This is a genomic window from Intrasporangium sp. (assembly GCF_035688975.1).
GTDB lineage: Bacteria > Actinomycetota > Actinomycetes > Actinomycetales > Dermatophilaceae > CALMNV01.
In genome coordinates this window covers 1-17,351 of sequence record NZ_DASSMH010000083.1, presented here as the reverse complement: position 1 = coordinate 17,351, position 17,351 = coordinate 1, and the positions used below count along the sequence as shown (strand labels likewise).

The window sequence follows — 17,351 nt, the reverse complement described above, 5'->3', positions numbered from 1 at the left end:
ACCTCCACCGTCCGCCTCGTCGGCTCGGCGCACGCGAACATGTTCAACTCCATCTCGGCGGGCATCCACGCGCTCTCGGGTCCGCTCCACGGCGGCGCCAACCAGGCGGTGCTCGAGATGCTCGGCACGCTGCGCGAGTCGGGCGAGGACCCCAAGACCTTCATGAACCGGGTGAAGAACAAGGAGGCGCACACCCGCCTCATGGGCTTCGGGCACCGCGTCTACAAGAACTACGACCCGCGCGCGGCCATCGTCAAGCAGGCGGCCGACGACGTCCTCGCCAAGCTCGGCGTCAACGACCCGCTCCTCGAGATCGCCAAGCAGCTCGAGGAGATCGCCCTCGCGGACGACTACTTCGTCGAGCGCCGGCTCTATCCCAACGTCGACTTCTACACCGGTCTGATCTACAAGGCCATGGGGTTCCAGTCCAAGATGTTCACGGTGCTCTTCGCCCTCGGCCGCCTGCCGGGCTGGATCGCCCAGTGGCGCGAGATGATGACGGACGACGATACCAAGATCGGGCGCCCCCGCCAGATCTACACCGGCGAGCCGGAGCGCGACTACGTCGAGATCGACGCCCGCTGAACCGCCCAGCCCGGGGCTCGTCAGCGCAGGGTGATGGTCACGGTGGGGGAGGCCCGCCCTGGCGACCAGCCGTCGGCGCCCCGGTCCCGGCTCCAGCTCCGGTCACCCACTCGCACCTGCGTCGCGCCCGTCGAGCCGGCCTGCGCGACGGCCCAGTGACCCACCGCCCACGCGAGCCGGGTGTCGGCGGCGGTGACGGTGAGGGTGCCAGGCCCCAGGGTGGCCGCCGTGATGCCCATCTGCTCGGCGAGGGCCGCCCGCACCGTGGCCGGGGCGGCGTGGCTGGTCGCCGCACGGAGCCCGCAGGTCACACCCGCCGGTGAGTTGCCGGTCAGGGTCGAGGCGAGCACCCGGCCCTGGCCCTCGTGGTCGCGATAGGCGTCGGGATAGGCGCTTCGCTGGACCCGCTGCGCGATCTGGGTGATGTCCGCGGTCTCGTAGCCGCGGAACTTCACGAGCGCGTCGTAGAAGGCGTTGGTCGCGTGGACGGGGTCGAGGACCTGGGCCTCGGTGCCCCAGCCCTGGCTCGGACGCTGCTGGAAGAGCCCGAGGGAGTCGCGGTCACCGAAGCGGAGGTTGCGGATCTTCGACTCCTGGAACGCCGTGGTGAGGGCGATGGTCGCGGCGCGGGGCGGCATACGCCGCTTGATCGACAGCGCGGCGATGAGCGCGGCGTTGCCGGTCTGCTCGGGGTCGAACGTCTCACTCGTGCCGGCGGCCGTGATGGTGCAGACCTCGCCGCGGACGGTGTCGATCACCGAGCGGGTGGCGGCCCACCCGACCGCGCCCACGGCGACGGCGAAGACGAGCAGGACGGCCCGGCGCCGGGCGCGCCGACGGCGCCGCTCCCTGGCCGCGGACGGTCGAGCCGGTCCCGGGCGCCGCGCCCGCCGCGGGGGGCGCCCGGCCGGGACCGGCCGCGAGCCCGGGTCGGTCGGCATCGTGGGCGCGCCCTCAGTCGTTGACGTGCAGTGCCGCGTTGAGCTCGATGCCACGGCCGGCGCGGTCGCGGGCCTCGACGGCACCGGTCTGGCTGTTGCGCAGGAAGAGGATGTTGCTCGCCCCGGACAGCTCCTTGGCCTTGACGACCGACCCGTCGGGGAGCCGCACCTTCGTCGCGGCGGTGACGTAGAGGCCCGCCTCGACCACGCAGTCGTCACCGAGGGCGATGCCCACGCCCGCATTGGCGCCGAGGAGGCAGCGCTCGCCGATGGACACGCGCTCCTTCCCGCCGCCGGAGAGGGTGCCCATGATCGAGGCACCGCCGCCGATGTCGGAACCGTCGCCGACGACGACGCCCGCGACGATGCGCCCCTCGACCATGGACGTGCCGAGCGTGCCGGCGTTGAAGTTGCAGAAGCCCTCGTGCATCACCGTCGTGCCCGGGGAGAGGTGGGCGCCGAGGCGCACGCGGTCGGCGTCGGCGATGCGCACGCCGGCCGGCACGACGTAGTCGGTCATCCGGGGGAACTTGTCGACACCGAAGACCTGGACGGGGCCGCGGGCGCGCAGCCGCAGCCGGGTGGCCTCGAAGCCGTCGACCGGGCACGGGCCGTGGTTGGTCCACACGACGTTGGGCAGGACGCCGAAGATGCCGTCGAGGTTGATGGTGTTGGGGCGCACGAGGCGGTGGGAGAGCAGGTGCAGCCGCAGGTAGGCGTCGGACGCATCCGCCGGGGCCGCGTCGAGGTCGACGACGACCCGGACCACCGTCGTGCGCACACCCCGGAGCTCGTCGTGCGCCTCCAGCGCGACCAGCTCGGGCGCCGGGCCGGTCTCGTCGCCCGCCTCGGGCGTGCCCAGGGCCGGCGTCGGGAACCACGTGTCCAGGACCTGGCCGGTCGCCGTCGTCGTGGCGAGCCCATGGCCCCAGGCGGTGCGCTGCGAAGACATGGCCCAAGGGTAGGGGGCGGCGCCGACGCCGGCGAAACCCGGTGTCGGCGGCGGGAGATAGCCTGCACCGTATGCCGCCCAGCCCGCCCTCCGCCGCCACGGTGCCCGCGCTCGACCTGCACGGCGACGTGGCGTCCCTCACCGCCGCGATCTGCGACATCGAGTCGGTGAGCCGGCAGGAGGGGGCGCTCGCCGACGCCGTCGAGGCGGCGCTGCGCCCGCTCGGTCACCTCGAGGTGCTCCGCGACGGAAACAGCGTCGTCGCGCGCACCCGCCTCGGGCGCGACGAGCGCGTCATCCTCGCCGGACACCTCGACACGGTGCCGCTCGCCGACCCGCCCAACCTGCCGACCCGTCTCGTGGGAGGCGAGCTGTGGGGCCGGGGCACCGTCGACATGAAGGGCGGCGTGGCGGTCGCGCTGCGGGTCGCGGCGCAGGCGACCCGTCCCGCCCGCGACCTGACCTTCCTCTTCTACGAGTGCGAGGAGATCGAGGCGCAGTTCAACGGGCTGGAGCGGATCGGACGCACCGCACCGGAGCTGCTCGCCGGCGACTTCGCCGTCCTCCTGGAGCCGACGAGCGGTGCCGTGGAGGGCGGCTGCAAGGGCACGCTGCGGGTCGACGTCGCCGCCAGGGGGGTGGCGGCGCACTCGGCACGGCCCTGGAAGGGGCACAACGCGATCCACGAGGCCGGCACCATCCTGGGCCGGCTCGCGGCATACGAGCCCCAGGTCGTCGCGGTCGACGGACTGGACTACCACGAGGCCATGCAGGCCGTCGGCATCAGCGGCGGGATTGCCGGCAACGTCGTGCCCGACCTGTGCACCGTGACGGTCAACTACCGTTTCGCCCCGGACAAGGACGCGGCCACCGCGTTAGAGCACGTCCGCCGGCTGTTCGAGGGGTTCGACTGCACGCTGCGCGACGCGGCCGACGGGGCCCGGCCGGGGCTGCACCTGCCCGCCGCCCAGGAGTTCGTCGAGGCGCTCGGGGTGCCCGTGGGCCCCAAGGAGGGCTGGACCGACGTCGCGCGCTTCTCCGCGCTGGGCATCCCGGCCGTCAACTACGGCCCGGGCGACCCCAACCTCGCGCACATGGACGACGAGCGCTGCCCGGTGCAGCAGTATGCCGACGCCGAGGCGGCGCTGCTGCGCTGGGCCATGGGAGAGACGGGTCGTCGGTGAGGTGAGCGGGCGCGCCCGCGGGGAGGCGGGGCTCGCGACATAGGGTGAGCGGTGTGACTGAGCAGAGACCGGCCCGCGAGCGGCAGACCGGACCGGTCCGGCTGCGCCGGGCGCAGGTGCCGAGGACGACGACCGACCAGCGGCTCCTCGACGGGATCCAGTCGACCGAATGGCTGCATGCCGACCCCTGGCGCGTCATGCGGATCCAGTCGGAGTTCGTCGAGGGCTTCGGGGCGCTCGCCGAGCTCGGGCCGGCCGTGGCGGTCTTCGGTTCGGCGCGGATGAGCCGGGACAGTGCGGCCTACGCGGCGGGGGTGCAGGTGGGCCGGCTGCTCGCCGAGGCCGGCTACGCCGTCATCACCGGGGGAGGCCCGGGAGCCATGGAGGCGGCGAACCGGGGCGCACTCGAGGGCCAGGGCACGTCCGTCGGGCTCGGCATCGAGCTGCCCTTCGAGACCGGCTTCAACGACTACGTCGACCTCGGTGTCAACTTCCGCTACTTCTTCGCGCGCAAGACGATGTTCGTCAAGTACTCGCAGGGCTTCATCGTCCTGCCCGGCGGGTTCGGCACGCTCGACGAGCTCTTCGAGGCGCTCACGCTCGCCCAGACCCAGAAGGTCACCGAGTTCCCGGTGGTGCTCATCGGGACGGACTACTGGCAGGGGCTGCTCGACTGGCTGCGTGAGCAGTCGCTCGCCGCCGGCATCATCACCGAGGAGGACCTCGCGCGCCTGACGCTGACGGACGACCCGCACGAGGCGGTCCGCGTCATCGACTCCCACGAGGAGAAGTCCCGGCGATGAAGTGGGTGATCCTGCTCGCCGGAGTCGTCGTCGTCTGCTTCGTGGCGGCCCTCGTCCTCGGGCTCGTGGGCGGTGGGATGGGTGGGGCGACCTCGACGCTGCGCCACCAGCCGCTGCCCGAGGAGCGGCTCCGCGACGACGACCTCGCGGCGCTCGAGCTCGACGTGACGGCCCGGGGATACCGCATGAGCCAGGTCGACGGCGTCCTCGACCGGCTGCGCCGCGAGCTGCGCGACCGCGACGAGGAGATCGCGAGCCTGCGGCGGGCGGCCGAGGAGCGCCAGCAGGCGCTCGGGGAGCAGCACCCGGCGATCGAGGAGCGCCCACCGGAATGACCGCTCGCGTGCTCAACCCTGGCCACCGCCGTTTCGTGCCGGTCGTGCTCGGGCTCTACGCCGCGTGCCGCCTGGTCACGACCGCGATCCTGTGGCTCGTCGCCCAGCGCCAGGTGCCGAGCGGGATGACCGGTGGTGACGGCGTGCCGGTGACGTACTGGTCCTTCACCGCGCTCTGGGACGGCCAGTGGTACCAGCGGATCGCCGAAGGCGGCTATCCCACCGTGCTGCCCGTCACGGAGTCCGGCAAGGTCGGCGAGAACCCGTGGGCCTTCTACCCGCTCTTCCCGTTCTCCGCGAGGGTTCTCATGGGCGCGACGGGAGGCAGCTTTCCCGTCGTCGCGTCGCTGCTCGCGCTCGCGTGTGGATTCGGGGCGGCCGTCCTTCTCGGGCTGCTGCTGCGCGACCGCCTCGGCGCGCCGGCGGCATACGCCGTCGTCGTGCTGTGGGCCAGCTTCCCCGCCTCGGTCACGCTCCAGCTGGCCTACACCGAGTCGCTCGCCATGCTGCTCCTCGCGGCCTACCTCTACGCCCTGGCCCGGGAACGGTGGGCCGTGGCGGCCGCCGTCGCCCTGCTCGTCGGGCTCGCGCGGCCCATCGCCGTGCCGCTCGGGCTCGTCACGCTCGTCGTCGTCGTGCTGCGCTGGCGGGCCCGAGCGGTCCGTCCGATCCCGCGCACGCAGTATGCCGCCATGCTCGGCTTGCTCGTCGCGTGCGCGATCGCCGGCCTGCTGTGGCCGGCGCTCGCGTGGTGGCGCACCGGATCGGCAACCGCCTACACCGACACGATGGCGGCGTGGCGTGCCTACGACTCCGTGCAGCCCTTCGTGCCCTGGCTGGACAAGGCGCGCTGGCTCCTCGGTGAGACGTGGGGGCCGGTATGGCTCCTCGTCCTCGTCCTTGTCCTCGTCGCTATGGTTGCCGGGCCCTGGGCGGGCGCGCTCGGCGCGGACCTGCGGGCGTGGTCGCTCGGCTACCCGGCATATCTCGCGGCGGTCCTCGACCCGTTCACGAGCATCTTCCGCTACCTCGTCCCGCTGTTCCCGCTGCTCGCCGTCCTCGTCGGCGCCGGGTGGGCCGATCGCCGGGGCAGCACGTGGCGGCGGCTGCTCGCACGGTCCGCGCCGCTGCTCGTGCTCTTCGTCGTGGGCCAGTGGTGGTGGACCGACGAGCTCTGGCGCTTCGTGCCCCCGAGCGACTACCCGCCGTGAGGCCAGGGCGGCCGCCACCTGTCGTGCCGCCGACCACGTCACTGCTGCCTGAGCGGGAGCAGTGACGTAGTCGGCGGCACCCGGGTGCCCGCCGCGGCGGGTGTCACCGGCCGGAGTAGGACGGCTTGGCCTTGGCGAGGAAGGCGTCGACCGCGGCGCGGTGGTCCTGCGTGGCCCCGGTGACGCCCATGAGCTCTCCCTCGTGGGCGAGCGCGGCCGCCAGATCGTGGCCGGCGCTGTACGCGACGGCTCGGCGGATGGACCCGTAGGCCACCGTGGGGCCCGCGGCGAGCTGGGCGGCGAGGTCCGACACCGTCGCCTCGAGCGCGTCGGGCGGCACGACCCGTGTCACCAGCCCGAGCGACAGGGCCTCGGACGCGGGCAGGGTGCGCGGCAGCAGGAGGAGCTCCTTGGCTCGCGCCGGTCCGACGAGCCGCGGAAGTGTCCACGACGAGCCGGAGTCGCACGAGAGTGCGATCCCGGCGAAGGCGGTGTTGAAGGCAGCCGTCTCGGCCGCGACCCGGAAGTCGCACGCCAGGGCGAAGCTCATCCCGGCGCCGGCTGCGACCCCGTTGACGGCCGCGATGACCGGCTTGTTCATCGTTGCCAGCAGCAGCACGATCGGGTTGTAGTGCTCCGTGACCGTCGTCGTGAGGCTCGAGCCCGGGTCGTCGAGGGAGCGCACGTGCTCCTTGAGGTCCTGCCCGACGCAGAACGCGCGCCCGGTGCCGGTGAGCACGACGCAGCGGACCGCCTCGTCGGCCGCGAGGTGCTCGAGCGCGTCCCGCAGCAGACCCTTGAGCCGGTCGTCGAGCGCGTTCATGGCGTCGGGGCGGTTGAGACGCACCCACGCCACACCGTCGTCCACTTGGACGACGAGCGGCAGCGGCCCAGTGTCTTCCGCCCTGGCGGGCGTGCCGGCGCGGGCGGCGGCTGGGTAGGGGGAGGACTCCGTCATGTCGCCACCTTCTCCCATCGCGCCACACGTGGAAAGCAGGGGGCCTCGCGGGCCTCGACGCCCCGGCAATTAGGTCTCGCCCCTGAGACACGGAATAATGGACACGAAAGACTCGATTTCCTGTGGAAGGGGAACCATGGCAGCAATGAAGCCGAGGACCGGCGACGGACCGCTGGAGGTCGTCAAGGAGGGCCGTGGCATCGTGCTGCGCATGCCGCTCGAGGGCGGCGGCAGGCTCGTCGTGGAGATGACGCCCAGTGAGGCTGCCGCCCTGCGGGACGCGATCCAGGGATGCGCCGGGGTCGAGTGACCCGCCGGCGCCGAGACGGCCCCCGACCTGTGCCAGGTCGGGGGCCGTTTCGGCTGCGCGGCGAAGTGCGGGCCGCCTCAGCGCTTGGCCGCGATGAGCAGGCCGGTGCTCATGGGCAGCAGGGCGACCGTGAAGTGCTCGTGGTCGCGGACGGCCCGGCCGACGTCGCGCAGGGTCTTCGTCTCGGCGTCGCGGGCCGCGGGGTCGGCCACCTTGTCCGACCACTGCATGACCAGGGTGCCGCCGCGCCGCAGCAGCCGCGTGGCCTGCTCGAGGTAGGCCGGGTACTCCTGCTTGTCGCCGTCGACGACGACGACCATGTCGTAGGCCCCGTCCGTCATCCGCGGCAGCACCTCGAGGGCCCGCCCCGCGATGACCCGGGTGCGCTGGTGAGCCACCCCCGCCGCCGCGAAGGCCTCGCGCGCGGCGCGCTGGTGCTCGGTCTCCGGGTCGATCGTCGTCAGGACGCCGTCGCCGGCCATGCCGCCGAGCAGCCACAGCCCCGACACGCCCGCCCCGGTCCCGACCTCCATGACCGCCTTCGCGCTCGTCGCCGCGGCAAGCACCTGCAGTGCGGCCCCGGCGCCGTTGCCGAGCGGGACCAGGCCGAGGGCCTCGCTGCGGCGGCGAGCCTGCTCGACGTGCTCCCCGGGCGTCACGAACTCCTCCGCGTAGGCCCAGGCGGCCACCTTCTGAGAACTCATGCCGCCACCCTACTGTGGGCGCCGGGGGTCGATTGAGCGCTCGTCGCCGGGGGTATGTCCTCATGCCCGGCCCCCGTGGAAGAGAGCTGCCGTGCCTGACCTGGCCCCCGACGTGCCCGACCCCGCCTCCGCGCCGGACCGGGCCCTCGTCGAGTCGATGTCGGCCATGGTGGGCCACCCTGACTACCCCTGCCTCGGCGCGCGCTCGGTCTACCGCCGTGACCGCGCCACGGTCCGTGTCTACGACGAGCTGGCGGGCGCCGGGACGGCGCCCCGGCTCCTCGAGGACCTGCGGGGCTTCGCCGCCGACGTCGACCTGCCCGAGGGGTTCGCCTCGTTCGTGGCCATCTTCCGGGGACCGCGGGTCGTCGGCGAGCAGCACTTCGAGGAGCTGCTCTGGGCGCAGCTGCGTTCGCTGCACGCCGAGGACGGGGCACCGTGGAGCCCCGACGTGTCGGCTGACCCCCGCGACAAGCACTTCGCCCTGAGCCTGGGTGGCACGGCATACTTCGTGGTCGGGCTCCACCCGGCGGCCTCCCGCGATGCCCGCCGGGCCGCCGCCCCCACCCTTGTCTTCAACTTCCACGACCAGTTCACCGCCCTGCGCGCGTCCGGCGGCTACCCGCGCATGCGGGACCGGATCCGGGAGCGGGACCAACGCCTGCAGGGCACGATCAACCCCATGGTGGCCGACCACGGCACGGCGTCCGAGGCCCGGCAGTACTCCGGCCGCGCCGTCGGCCCGGACTGGCAGCCACCGTTCGAGCAGAAGAAAGTGCGGGCATGAGACGACTCGAACCGCAGACGGGCACCGGCTTCCTCCTCCCGGCCAGGCAGACCCTGACGGTGGTCGACCCGACGGGTGGGCAGGTCAGTGACTTCTTCGCCTTCTCCGCCGAGGACCACGGGGAGTGGCTCTCCTCCGGGCGGACGATCGACTACGGCAACAAGGTCTTCTTCACGACCGGCGACGTGCTCTACAGCAACCGCAGTCGTCCCATGGCGACCATCGTGGAGGACACGTGCGGGCGGCACGACTTCCTCCTCACGCCGTGCAGCCAGCAGACCTTCGACCTGCTCTACCCTGAGCTCGACGGGGCCCCGCACCCCAGCTGTTTCGACAACCTGTGCCGGGGGCTCGCGCCCTTCGGGGTGCAGCCGGACCAGATCTCCACGACGCTCAACATCTTCATGAACGTGTGGACCGACCCGTCGGGCGAGCTGCACATCGACCCCCCGACGTCCGTTGCCGGTGACCGCGTCGTCCTGCGCGCGGACATGGATCTGCACGTCGGGTTGACCGCGTGCTCGGCGGAGAAGTCCAACGGCGGCGTGTGCAAGCCCATCGACTACGAGGTCGGCCCCGACTCCGCAGCCGGCTAGGGCGGCGCCAAGACCTCACAGCAGATCCAAAGCCGCCGCCGGATGGGACGCGCCGGCGAGTGGGGCAGGATGGGGGGAACGAAACCGGTCCGGCGGGCGTTGTGCCGGGCACCAGCATTTGGAAAGGCGAACGCGCGCGTGACCACCACCGTGACCCCCCAGGACGACTCGCCCTGGACTCCTCCGACCTGGGAGGAGATCGTCGAGCAGCACTCGGCCCGGGTCTACCGCCTCGCCTACCGACTGACCGACAACCCGCATGACGCCGAGGACCTCACGCACGATGTCTTCGTCCGCGTCTTTCGCTCGCTCAACTCCTACCAGCCCGGGACGTTCGAGGGCTGGCTGCACCGCATCACCACCAACGTCTTCCTCGACAAGATGCGGCGCAAGCAGCGCATCCGCTTCGACGCCCTCCCCGAGGACGCGGCGGGGCGGCTGCCGAGCTCGGAGAAGGGACCGGAGCAGACCTACCACGACGCGCGCTTCGACGACGACGTGCAGCGGGCCCTCGATGCCCTCCCGCCGGAGTTTCGCGCGGCCGTCGTGCTGTGCGACATCGAAGGGCTCTCGTACGAGGAGATCAGCGCCACTCTCGGGATCAAGCTCGGGACCGTGCGCTCGCGCATCCACCGGGGTCGCGCCCAGCTGCGCGAGGCGCTGGCCCACCGTGCCCCGGAGACCGTGTCCACGCCCGAGGCACGCGCGCCACGCGCCGGCCTGCGCCTGCCCGGCCGCCGGGTCGCGACGGGGACCCGGGTCGCGACGGGGACGCGGTGACGCCACACCTGCGCGGCAACGTCCGCGCCTACGTCGACCGGACCCTGCCGGCCCCGCTCCTGGACGCCTTTGACCGTCACCTCGTGTGGTGCGGCACGTGCCGGGCCGCCGCCGACCAGGAGCGGCGCATCGTCGCGGCGCTCCGCAGCGACACGGGGATGCCGCAGGGCCTGCGCTCGTCCTTGCTGGGACTGGCCACGATCGCCCCCACCGCGCCGGTCGGCTCCGCGGATCACCCGGGGCCCGATGTCCCGGCCCCGCCCGTCGGCTTCCGTATCCCGCCGGCCCCGGCTCGCCAGCCCGTGCCGACGGTAGCGCCGACCGCTCCGGCCCTGCACCGTTCGCCGGTGCGGGCCGCCGTCCTCGCCTCGCTCGCTGCCGGGGCCTCCGTCGCCGCTGCGTGGAGCCTCGCCGTCGTGCCGCAGCAGGCGGCCGCACCCACTCGCGTCCCGGCCGGGCTGCTGCCGGGGGTGGCGAGCTTCCGCGCGCCGACGACGCCCGCGGGGTTCGGGGCGGTGACCGCGGGCGGTCCCATGGGCCGTGCCCGGGTCACCTCTTCGGCACCATGGTTGCCCCGCCTCGACGCCGCGGTCCGAGCCGTCGAGGAGGAGTCGGTGCGAATCGCCCTGGCCTCTTCGGCACAATCGGGACCATGACCGACGACCCGACGTGGCCGCCACCGTCGGGGCCGCCCACGAGGCCCGTCCCGCCCGGCGGCGCGCCGGCCTCCGCTCGCGAGCCCGATGACGCACCAGAGGCCACGGGCATCATCGACCTCACCTCGACCCAGGCCCTGCCGACGGAACCGCTCTCCGTCGACGCGCCTCCCCCAGCCGGACCGGCCTGGTTCGACGGCCCGGTGCCCGAGCACCCCGCCGAGGGGCCCGGCGTGCCCTCGCGTGCCGACGCGCCGTGGGGCTCCGATCGTGCCCTGAGCGCCGCCGAGCAGGCGCCCCCACCGCCGCCGCCAGCCCCACCGCCACCCCCGGCGTCCCCACGCCGACGTGGGCGGATGTGGACGCTGGTCGCCGCGCTGTGCCTGCTCTCCGGCATCGTCGGGGGAGTGACGGGTCTCTATCTCGACAATCGTCTGCACGCCGGCGGCGGGACGCTGCCCCCGCCCGGCCCGGGCGCGACCGCACGACCCGTCGGAAGCGTGGCGAACATCGCGGCCAAGGCCCTGCCGAGCGTCGTCACGATCAAGGTCCGCGGGGCCGACGGAGCGGGCACCGGCTCGGGCTTCGTCATCGACGGCAAGGGCCACGTCCTCACCAACAACCACGTCGTCGAGGCCGCTGCGGCCGGCGGCACCATCGAGGTCGTGCTGAGCAACGGCGACACGGAGCAGGCTCGCATCGTCGGCCGGGACGTCAGCTACGACCTCGCGGTCGTCAGGCTCGCGCGGACGGACCTGACGCCGCTTCGGCTCGGTCCCTCGGACAGCGTCGTGGTCGGTGACCAGGTCATCGCGGTCGGCGCGCCGCTCGGCCTCGAGCAGACGGTGACCACCGGCATCGTCAGCGCGCTCAACCGCCCGGTGACGCCGGGCGCCGGAGACGAGGCCAGCTACATCAACGCGATCCAGACGGACGCCGCGATCAACCCCGGCAACTCGGGCGGGCCGCTGCTCGACATGGACGGCAAGGTCATCGGCATCAACTCGGCCATCGCCCGGGTCCCCGGCACGTCCGGCTCCACCGGAGGCAACATCGGCCTCGGCTTCGCGATCCCCAGCAACGAGGCCCGTCGCACCGCGGACCAGCTCATAGCCACGGGCAAGGCCACCCACCCCGTCATCGGCGTGCTGCTCGACCGCACGTTTTCGGCAGAGGGCGCCAAGGTCGCCGACCAGCCCGATGCCGTCACCCCCGGTGGACCGGCCGACAAGGCGGGCGTGCAGGGCGGGGACGTCATCGTCGGCTTCGAGGGCAAGCGCGTGCGCACTCCGGACCAGCTCATCGTCTCGATCCGGGCCCGCGGCGTCGGTGACACCGTGACGCTCACCGTGCAGCGAGGGGGCCAGGACGTCCAGCTGAAGATGACGCTCGAGGCCGACCCCAAGGGCTGAGCCCTGCCGCCGGTGCGGGCCCGCTGTCCCTAGGATGGCGAGGCACCACCGGGGCCGGCGACGTCCCGGGGCGACGTGCGGAAAGAGGATGGCGTGTTCGATATCAACGGGTGGGAGTTCATCCTGCTCGCCGTGCTCGCGATCCTCGTCCTCGGGCCGGAGCGGCTGCCGGAGTATGCCGCCAAGCTGGGCCGGCTCGTGCGGCAGGCCCGGACCCTTGCCGACCGGGCCCGCGCCCAGCTCAAGGAGGAGATGGGACCCGAGTTCTCCGACATCGACTGGCGCGCCTACGACCCGCGGCAGTACGACCCCCGAAGGATCGTGCGGGACGCGCTGAGCACTCCCGACGAGGAGGCGGAGTCGCCCGCCGACCTGTCCGACAAACCGTCGAGTGCGCCGGTCACCCACGATCCGACCCGGCCGACCCCCTGGGACCCCGACGCCACCTGACCTGTTCCGGCGAAACGCCTGATGCGCAGCCGCGCGGGCCCTGCTGTCGAGTCGTGACGGCCGCCGGAGCCGGCGACCGGCACCTGCCGTGACCCGCCCCAAGCCAACCGACCGAGGCGCCAGCAGCTCTCAGGCCCGCTCGATCGACAGCAGCAGGTGCGCCAGCGGGCGTGACGGCCGCGGTGCCGAGCAGGTCAGCCGGCGCGCCTGTCCGAGCTCGCTGCGGACCCGCACCGCCCAGCGCTGACCGTCGACGAGGAACACCGCGCGGCTCTCGGTGCTGTGTCGGCCGTGCTCCTGCAGCGGGAGCGGCTGGATCGCGACCAGGCCGAGGTGGCGTCGCAGGTAGATCTCGGCAGCCTGGACCGGGAAGGGGTAGGCCGAGCGGCCCCTCAGGTGCTCGATGTCGAGCCGACCGGCGACGTGGGCGGCGACGAGCGCCGGCACGTCGGGAGTCGCCAGCCGCCCGTAGTAGAGCCCGTGCGGCAGCACGAGCAGGTTGGGCGCGAAGCGGTCGCCGCCGATGTGCGACACCTCCCAGGCCTGGCCCGGCGCAGCCTCGGCCAGGGCGGCGGCCAGCGGGCGGCCGCGGACCGCGCAGCACCGGTCGTGGCGGCCATGCGTGCAGACGAGGAAGACGGGGTCGGCGTGGGGCGCGAGCCCGACGGAGCGGCCCGCTGCCAACGCGGGCAGGTCGAGGTCGAGCAGCTCGCGCAGGTCGCCGAGCTGCGCCGTCTCCATCCAGGGGCGGTCGCGGTGGACGTGCGCGGCGAAGATCCGCGCGCCCCGGGTCGGGCCACCACCGTGCCGACGGATGAGGAGCGGCCGTATGCCGTGTCCCGCCTCCAGGCTGCGCAGCCGCCGCTTGACCTCGTCGTCGACGCGCGCGTCTCGCAGTGCCTCGACTCCCCACGGCCCGGAGTTCTCGACGAGCACGAAGGACCGGACGGTGGACGCGGTGCCCTCGATGGACTCGGTCACATCGCGGCTTGCCGAGGAGCAGCGGAAGTCCGTCGTCACGGCTCGATCCGCAACAGGCCCTCCCGGACCAGTCGACGCGCGAGGACGAGGCGGCTCGCCCCGTCGAGCCAGGCCGACAGGTCCCCGACCCGAAACCTCTGGTGGTCCCGGACGAAGGTCATGGCCTCCGACAGCCTCGGCGGCATACGCAGCTCCCGGTCCCCGAGGAGGACGCGGAGGCGCTCGTCATCGATCAGCAGCACGCATGCCACGCCCGGCCGCCTCGCCAGGCCGGTCGAGTCCTGCAGGCACGACAGGGCCACCCGGTCGGTGAGCCCACCCCGCAGCGCCGGCGTGCGGTCGGAGAGGAACGCCGCCACGCCGTCGCGCGCGACGACCTCGGCATCCAGCCGCCCCAGGGCCGCGGCGAAGGCCGCCAGCTCGCCCGCGAGGGGCGCGGCCAGTCGGCCGGGGTCGGTGAGATAGCCGGCGGGCACGGGTCGGTCGTAGCGGTCGCCGGCGAGCACTTCGTCGCTGATGCGCCGCAGCAGCTGCCGCCACGTGAGCCGGTTGATCCCGACCGTGACGTGCAGGGACGGCTCCGTCTCGCTGCGCGCCGAGTGCGGGGTGCCGGTGGGCAGGTAGGCACACAGCCCCGGGACGAGGTCGAGGTCCTGATCCTGGTCGCCCTGCCCGACGGTCCAGCTCTTGCGGCCGTGCGTCTGGAAGACGAAGACGTCATGGGAGTCGGCATGGCGAGCGAAGCCCTGCGACTGAGGCGGTGTCAGGTAGGCGTTGGCCTGGCAGGGATGCCCGAGCTCCAGCTCCAGCGAGCGCACGAGGTCCGTCAGAGGCGGCCAGTAGCGGTGCAGCCCCTGGAGCACGAGCGTGGCCCCCCCGTCGAAGAGCTCCATCACCCTGCGGGGGTCCACGAGTCCCGTCAGTGGCGAGCCGCCGATGGAGCCTGATCGCGTGAACCGGCTGGCCGCGAGCACGACCCCGTCCTGCACCACCCGGAGCGCCGGTGTGCGTAGGGCGACGCTCGTGAGGAGGTGGTCCACGTCGTCGAGCGAGAGCAGGCCGACGAGGCTCTGCGGGTCGGCGCGGTGGATGTGGACGCGCGACGCCCAGACCGAGTCGAGGAAGGTCTGGGCGTCGCCACTTAGCAGCTCGAGGGCACGCAACGACTCAGGCGTCGGTGCCGTCGGCGTCCTGCGTGTCGGTGCCGTCGGCGTCTTGCGTGTCGGTGCCGTCGGCGTCGGTGGCGGTGGTGCCCAGCGACGACGTGCCCACGGTCTCGATGTCCTCGTCGCTGATCGGCTCGTTCGGCGTGGTGGTCATGATGGTCCTCTCGGTCGCGGGTGCTCAGGGCGGTGCCGACGAGTCTGGCAGACATGGATCGGGGCTGCCACAGGCGGGGCGTCGTGGCTTCGCCATCCGGGCGGTCCGTCCACCGGTGGGTGCCCCGAGGCGCCACGTCACTGCTGCCCCAGCGGGAGCAGTGACGTAGGGAGCGCCGCCCCTGCCCGGCCTGTGTGGAAGATTCCACCCCCGGGGAGGGGACCAAACTTCCACGCAGCCGACGCTTGCCGGTGTCGGCCCGCGGCGACGGCACATGGCCCGTCCATACTGGGCGCATGGCGCCACCAGGGAACGGGTCGGTGATCGGCCGCTATCCGCGCGGCTTCTTCGCACGGTGGACGCCTGTGCTCGCGTCCCTCGTATGGCTCGGCATCGGCCTCCTCCAGCTGCTCCGCGGCCATGACTGGCCATGGGCTCTCGTCTTCGCTGCCGCCTGGGCGGCGCTAGCCGTCTTCGCCACCCTCACCCCGGAGGTGGCCATCACCGAGGACGGCATTCGGTGGAGCGGGTGGCGTTGGATCGCCTGGTCGGACGTCCGAGACGTGGTGCGCACCCCCGGAGGGGGGTTGAAGCGCTGGCCGCCCGAGCTCGTGCTGGCGGACGGCCGTCGACGCGGGCTACCCGACCTCGATGACGCCCAGCTCGAGGCGCTGCGGGCGCTCATCAGCCGCAGGCGCAGCGCCGAGGAGCGCTGAAGCGCCCACCCGGCCGGGCCCCATGCGGCGGCCGCCGCGGCCGAGCCGTCAGCGACCGGCTCCGCGGCCGAGCCGTCAGCGACCGGCCGGCGTGAGCCCCAGCGAGCGGCCCGCGAGCCCGCGGGCGCGCTGGCCGAGGCCGCGGGCGATGGCTCGCAGGACCACCGCGGCGGCCGAGTCCGGCTCGCCGATCACGACGGGCGTGCCGCTGTCGCCGCCCTCGCGCAGCCTCGTGTCGAGCGGGACCTGACCGAGCAGCGGGACGGGCGCACCGATGCTGCGGGTCAGCGACTCCGCCACGGCCTGACCACCACCCGAGCCGAAGATCTCCTGACGCGTGCCGTCGGGCAGCTCGAGCCATGACATGTTCTCGATCACGCCCGCCACGCGCTGGTGCGTCTGCAGCGCGATGGCGCCCGCGCGCTCGGCGACCTCGGCCGCCGCCTGCTGCGGCGTGGTCACGACGAGGATCTCGGCGCCGGGGATGAGCTGGGCGACCGAGATGGCGATGTCGCCCGTCCCCGGCGGCAGGTCGAGGAGCAGCACGTCGAGGTCGCCCCAGAAGACGTCGCCGAGGAACTGCTGCAGGGCCCGGTGCAGCATCGGGCCGCGCCACACGACCGGCTGGTTGCCGGGCACGAACATCCCGATCGAGATGACCTTCACGTCGTGGGCGACCGGCGGCAAGATCATGTCGTCGACCTGCGTCGGCCGCTGCCCGACCCCGAGCATCCGCGGCACCGAGAAGCCGTAGACGTCGGCGTCGACGACCCCGACCCGCAGCCCCTGCTCGGCGAGCGCCGCCGCCAGGTTGACCGTGACGGAGGACTTGCCGACGCCGCCCTTGCCGGACGCGACGGCATACACGCGGGTCAGCGAGCTCGCCTTGGCGAAGGGGATCTCCCTCTCGGGCGCCCCTCCTCGCAGCTGCTGGCGCAGGCCGGCGCGCTGCTCGTCGCTCATGACGCCGAGCGTCACGGAGACTCCGGTCACGCCGGGGACGGCGGCCAGTGCAGCCGTCGAGTCCCGGGTCAGCGTCTCCTTCATCGGGCAGCCGGAGACGGTCAGCAAGATGGTGACCGATACGCGGCCGGCGTCGTCGATCTCGACCGACTGGACCATGCCGAGCTCGGTGATGGGCTGGCGGATCTCGGGGTCGTTGACCTTCGACAGCGCCGTGAGCATGACGTCACGACTGGGCAGAGCGGGGACAGACATGTGTTCCATCGTATGCCGCCGTGCGCGGCCTCCCGACCACGCCCGCTGTCTACCGCGACACACCGAGAAGGTGGCGGCCCCGGGGTCCGGACGTCCGTGCGGCGACCTGCTCGGTGTGCTCCGCTACTCGGGGTGGTGCGCGGACGGGCGGTCGTCGGCGCCGCGGACGATCGAGCGGTCCTCGAGCTCCTCGAGGAGGCTGCGCAGCTCGCTGCGCACGAAGTCGCGGGTCGCCTGCTCGCGCCGGGCCAGACGCAGCGAGGCGACCTCGCGGGTGAGGAACTCGGTGTCGGCGAGGTTGCGCTCGTCGCGGGCGCGGTCCTGCTCGAGGGCGACGCGGTCGCGGTCGGCCTGCCGGTTCTGCGCGAGCAGGATGAGCGGGGCGGCATACGACGCCTGCAGGCTCAGCATGAGCGTGAGGAAGATGAAGGGGAACGCGTCGAAGACGAGCC

The 17,351-nt window shown here is 73.1% G+C and carries 22 protein-coding genes; 13 read left to right on the top strand and 9 right to left on the bottom strand.

Annotated elements, in window-relative coordinates:
* Positions 1-585, top strand: a 585-nt coding sequence (locus VFJ94_RS08905) for a citrate/2-methylcitrate synthase (RefSeq protein WP_325003848.1), incomplete at its 5' end; no start/stop codon positions are given.
* A gap of 20 nt (positions 586-605) precedes the next feature.
* Here the strand turns inward: VFJ94_RS08905 and VFJ94_RS08900 are convergent.
* Positions 606-1,526, bottom strand: coding sequence for a hypothetical protein (locus VFJ94_RS08900; RefSeq protein ID WP_325003847.1), 921 nt, complete (start codon positions 1,524-1,526; stop codon positions 606-608).
* A 13-nt stretch (positions 1,527-1,539) separates the two neighbouring features.
* A complete protein-coding gene (dapD, locus tag VFJ94_RS08895; protein ID WP_325003846.1) occupies positions 1,540-2,478 on the bottom strand; it encodes a 2,3,4,5-tetrahydropyridine-2,6-dicarboxylate N-succinyltransferase in 939 nt (312 codons plus the stop codon).
* Between the two features lie 71 nt (positions 2,479-2,549).
* On the opposite strand from dapD, the gene dapE reads away from it, so the two are divergent.
* From dapE to VFJ94_RS08875, 4 genes are read left to right on the top strand one after another with little or no spacing between them, the layout of a single operon-like run.
* Positions 2,550-3,662, top strand: a complete 1,113-nt coding sequence (gene dapE, locus VFJ94_RS08890; RefSeq protein WP_325003845.1) for a succinyl-diaminopimelate desuccinylase — start codon at positions 2,550-2,552, stop codon at positions 3,660-3,662.
* A 53-nt stretch (positions 3,663-3,715) separates the two neighbouring features.
* Complete coding sequence (locus VFJ94_RS08885; protein WP_325003844.1) at positions 3,716-4,465, top strand: TIGR00730 family Rossman fold protein; 750 nt, start codon at positions 3,716-3,718, stop codon at positions 4,463-4,465.
* A complete protein-coding gene (locus tag VFJ94_RS08880; protein ID WP_325003843.1) occupies positions 4,462-4,800 on the top strand; it encodes a cell division protein DivIVA in 339 nt (112 codons plus the stop codon). Before VFJ94_RS08885 ends, VFJ94_RS08880 begins: the two co-directional genes overlap by 4 nt.
* Positions 4,797-6,011: a hypothetical protein gene (locus VFJ94_RS08875; RefSeq protein ID WP_325003842.1), complete on the top strand. Its 1,215-nt coding sequence runs from the start codon at positions 4,797-4,799 to the stop codon at positions 6,009-6,011. Before VFJ94_RS08880 ends, VFJ94_RS08875 begins: the two co-directional genes overlap by 4 nt.
* A 103-nt stretch (positions 6,012-6,114) precedes the next feature.
* Here VFJ94_RS08875 and VFJ94_RS08870 read toward each other — a convergent pair whose 3' ends face one another.
* A complete protein-coding gene (locus tag VFJ94_RS08870; protein ID WP_325003841.1) occupies positions 6,115-6,969 on the bottom strand; it encodes an enoyl-CoA hydratase/isomerase family protein in 855 nt (284 codons plus the stop codon).
* Between the two features lie 136 nt (positions 6,970-7,105).
* Here VFJ94_RS08870 and VFJ94_RS08865 point away from each other — a divergent pair, with 136 nt between their 5' ends.
* Positions 7,106-7,279 carry a DUF3117 domain-containing protein gene (locus tag VFJ94_RS08865; protein ID WP_325003840.1) on the top strand — a complete coding sequence of 58 codons (174 nt, stop codon included), beginning with the start codon at positions 7,106-7,108 and terminating at the stop codon, positions 7,277-7,279.
* 77 nt (positions 7,280-7,356) lie between these two features.
* Here the strand turns inward: VFJ94_RS08865 and VFJ94_RS08860 are convergent, their stop codons facing one another.
* The gene (locus VFJ94_RS08860; RefSeq protein WP_325003839.1) at positions 7,357-7,983 is read right to left on the bottom strand and encodes an O-methyltransferase; all 627 of its coding nucleotides are present in this window, start codon (positions 7,981-7,983) and stop codon (positions 7,357-7,359) included.
* Between the two features lie 91 nt (positions 7,984-8,074).
* On the opposite strand from VFJ94_RS08860, the gene gntA reads away from it, so the two are divergent.
* The 6 genes from gntA to VFJ94_RS08830 all read left to right on the top strand — a co-directional run bounded on the left by gntA (position 8,075) and on the right by VFJ94_RS08830 (position 12,664).
* Positions 8,075-8,770, top strand: coding sequence for a guanitoxin biosynthesis heme-dependent pre-guanitoxin N-hydroxylase GntA (gene gntA, locus VFJ94_RS08855; protein ID WP_325003838.1), 696 nt, complete (start codon positions 8,075-8,077; stop codon positions 8,768-8,770).
* Entirely contained in the window at positions 8,767-9,366 is a 600-nt protein-coding gene (locus VFJ94_RS08850; protein WP_325003837.1) for an urea carboxylase-associated family protein, read from the top strand. The genes gntA and VFJ94_RS08850 overlap by 4 nt, the downstream gene beginning before the upstream one ends.
* Positions 9,367-9,504: 138 nt before the next feature.
* Positions 9,505-10,146: an RNA polymerase sigma factor SigE gene (gene sigE / locus VFJ94_RS08845; RefSeq protein WP_325003836.1), complete on the top strand. Its 642-nt coding sequence runs from the start codon at positions 9,505-9,507 to the stop codon at positions 10,144-10,146.
* Positions 10,143-10,802 carry a hypothetical protein gene (locus VFJ94_RS08840; RefSeq protein WP_325003835.1) on the top strand — a complete coding sequence of 220 codons (660 nt, stop codon included), beginning with the start codon at positions 10,143-10,145 and terminating at the stop codon, positions 10,800-10,802. Before sigE ends, VFJ94_RS08840 begins: the two co-directional genes overlap by 4 nt.
* Positions 10,799-12,214 carry a S1C family serine protease gene (locus tag VFJ94_RS08835; protein ID WP_325003834.1) on the top strand — a complete coding sequence of 472 codons (1,416 nt, stop codon included), beginning with the start codon at positions 10,799-10,801 and terminating at the stop codon, positions 12,212-12,214. Before VFJ94_RS08840 ends, VFJ94_RS08835 begins: the two co-directional genes overlap by 4 nt.
* 93 nt (positions 12,215-12,307) lie before the next feature.
* A complete protein-coding gene (locus VFJ94_RS08830; protein ID WP_325003833.1) occupies positions 12,308-12,664 on the top strand; it encodes a twin-arginine translocase TatA/TatE family subunit in 357 nt (118 codons plus the stop codon).
* A 129-nt stretch (positions 12,665-12,793) separates the two neighbouring features.
* Here VFJ94_RS08830 and VFJ94_RS08825 read toward each other — a convergent pair whose 3' ends face one another.
* From VFJ94_RS08825 to VFJ94_RS08815, 3 genes are read right to left on the bottom strand one after another with little or no spacing between them, the layout of a single operon-like run.
* Positions 12,794-13,684 carry a sucrase ferredoxin gene (locus tag VFJ94_RS08825; protein WP_325003832.1) on the bottom strand — a complete coding sequence of 297 codons (891 nt, stop codon included), beginning with the start codon at positions 13,682-13,684 and terminating at the stop codon, positions 12,794-12,796.
* The gene (locus VFJ94_RS08820; protein WP_325003831.1) at positions 13,681-14,808 is read right to left on the bottom strand and encodes a cupin domain-containing protein; all 1,128 of its coding nucleotides are present in this window, start codon (positions 14,806-14,808) and stop codon (positions 13,681-13,683) included. The genes VFJ94_RS08825 and VFJ94_RS08820 overlap by 4 nt, the downstream gene beginning before the upstream one ends.
* Positions 14,809-14,812: 4 nt before the next feature.
* Complete coding sequence (locus VFJ94_RS08815) at positions 14,813-14,965, bottom strand: hypothetical protein (protein ID WP_325003830.1); 153 nt, start codon at positions 14,963-14,965, stop codon at positions 14,813-14,815.
* Between the two features lie 296 nt (positions 14,966-15,261).
* Here VFJ94_RS08815 and VFJ94_RS08810 point away from each other — a divergent pair, with 296 nt between their 5' ends.
* A complete protein-coding gene (locus tag VFJ94_RS08810; protein ID WP_325003829.1) occupies positions 15,262-15,681 on the top strand; it encodes a hypothetical protein in 420 nt (139 codons plus the stop codon).
* Positions 15,682-15,756: 75 nt separating this feature from the next.
* Here the strand turns inward: VFJ94_RS08810 and VFJ94_RS08805 are convergent, their stop codons facing one another.
* Both VFJ94_RS08805 and VFJ94_RS08800 read right to left on the bottom strand, forming a co-directional pair.
* Positions 15,757-16,899 (bottom strand): Mrp/NBP35 family ATP-binding protein, encoded by a 1,143-nt coding sequence (locus VFJ94_RS08805; protein ID WP_325003828.1) that lies wholly within the window; start codon positions 16,897-16,899, stop codon positions 15,757-15,759.
* Between the two features lie 123 nt (positions 16,900-17,022).
* The coding region (locus tag VFJ94_RS08800) for a DUF1003 domain-containing protein (protein ID WP_325003827.1) at positions 17,023-17,351 on the bottom strand (329 nt) is incomplete at its 5' end.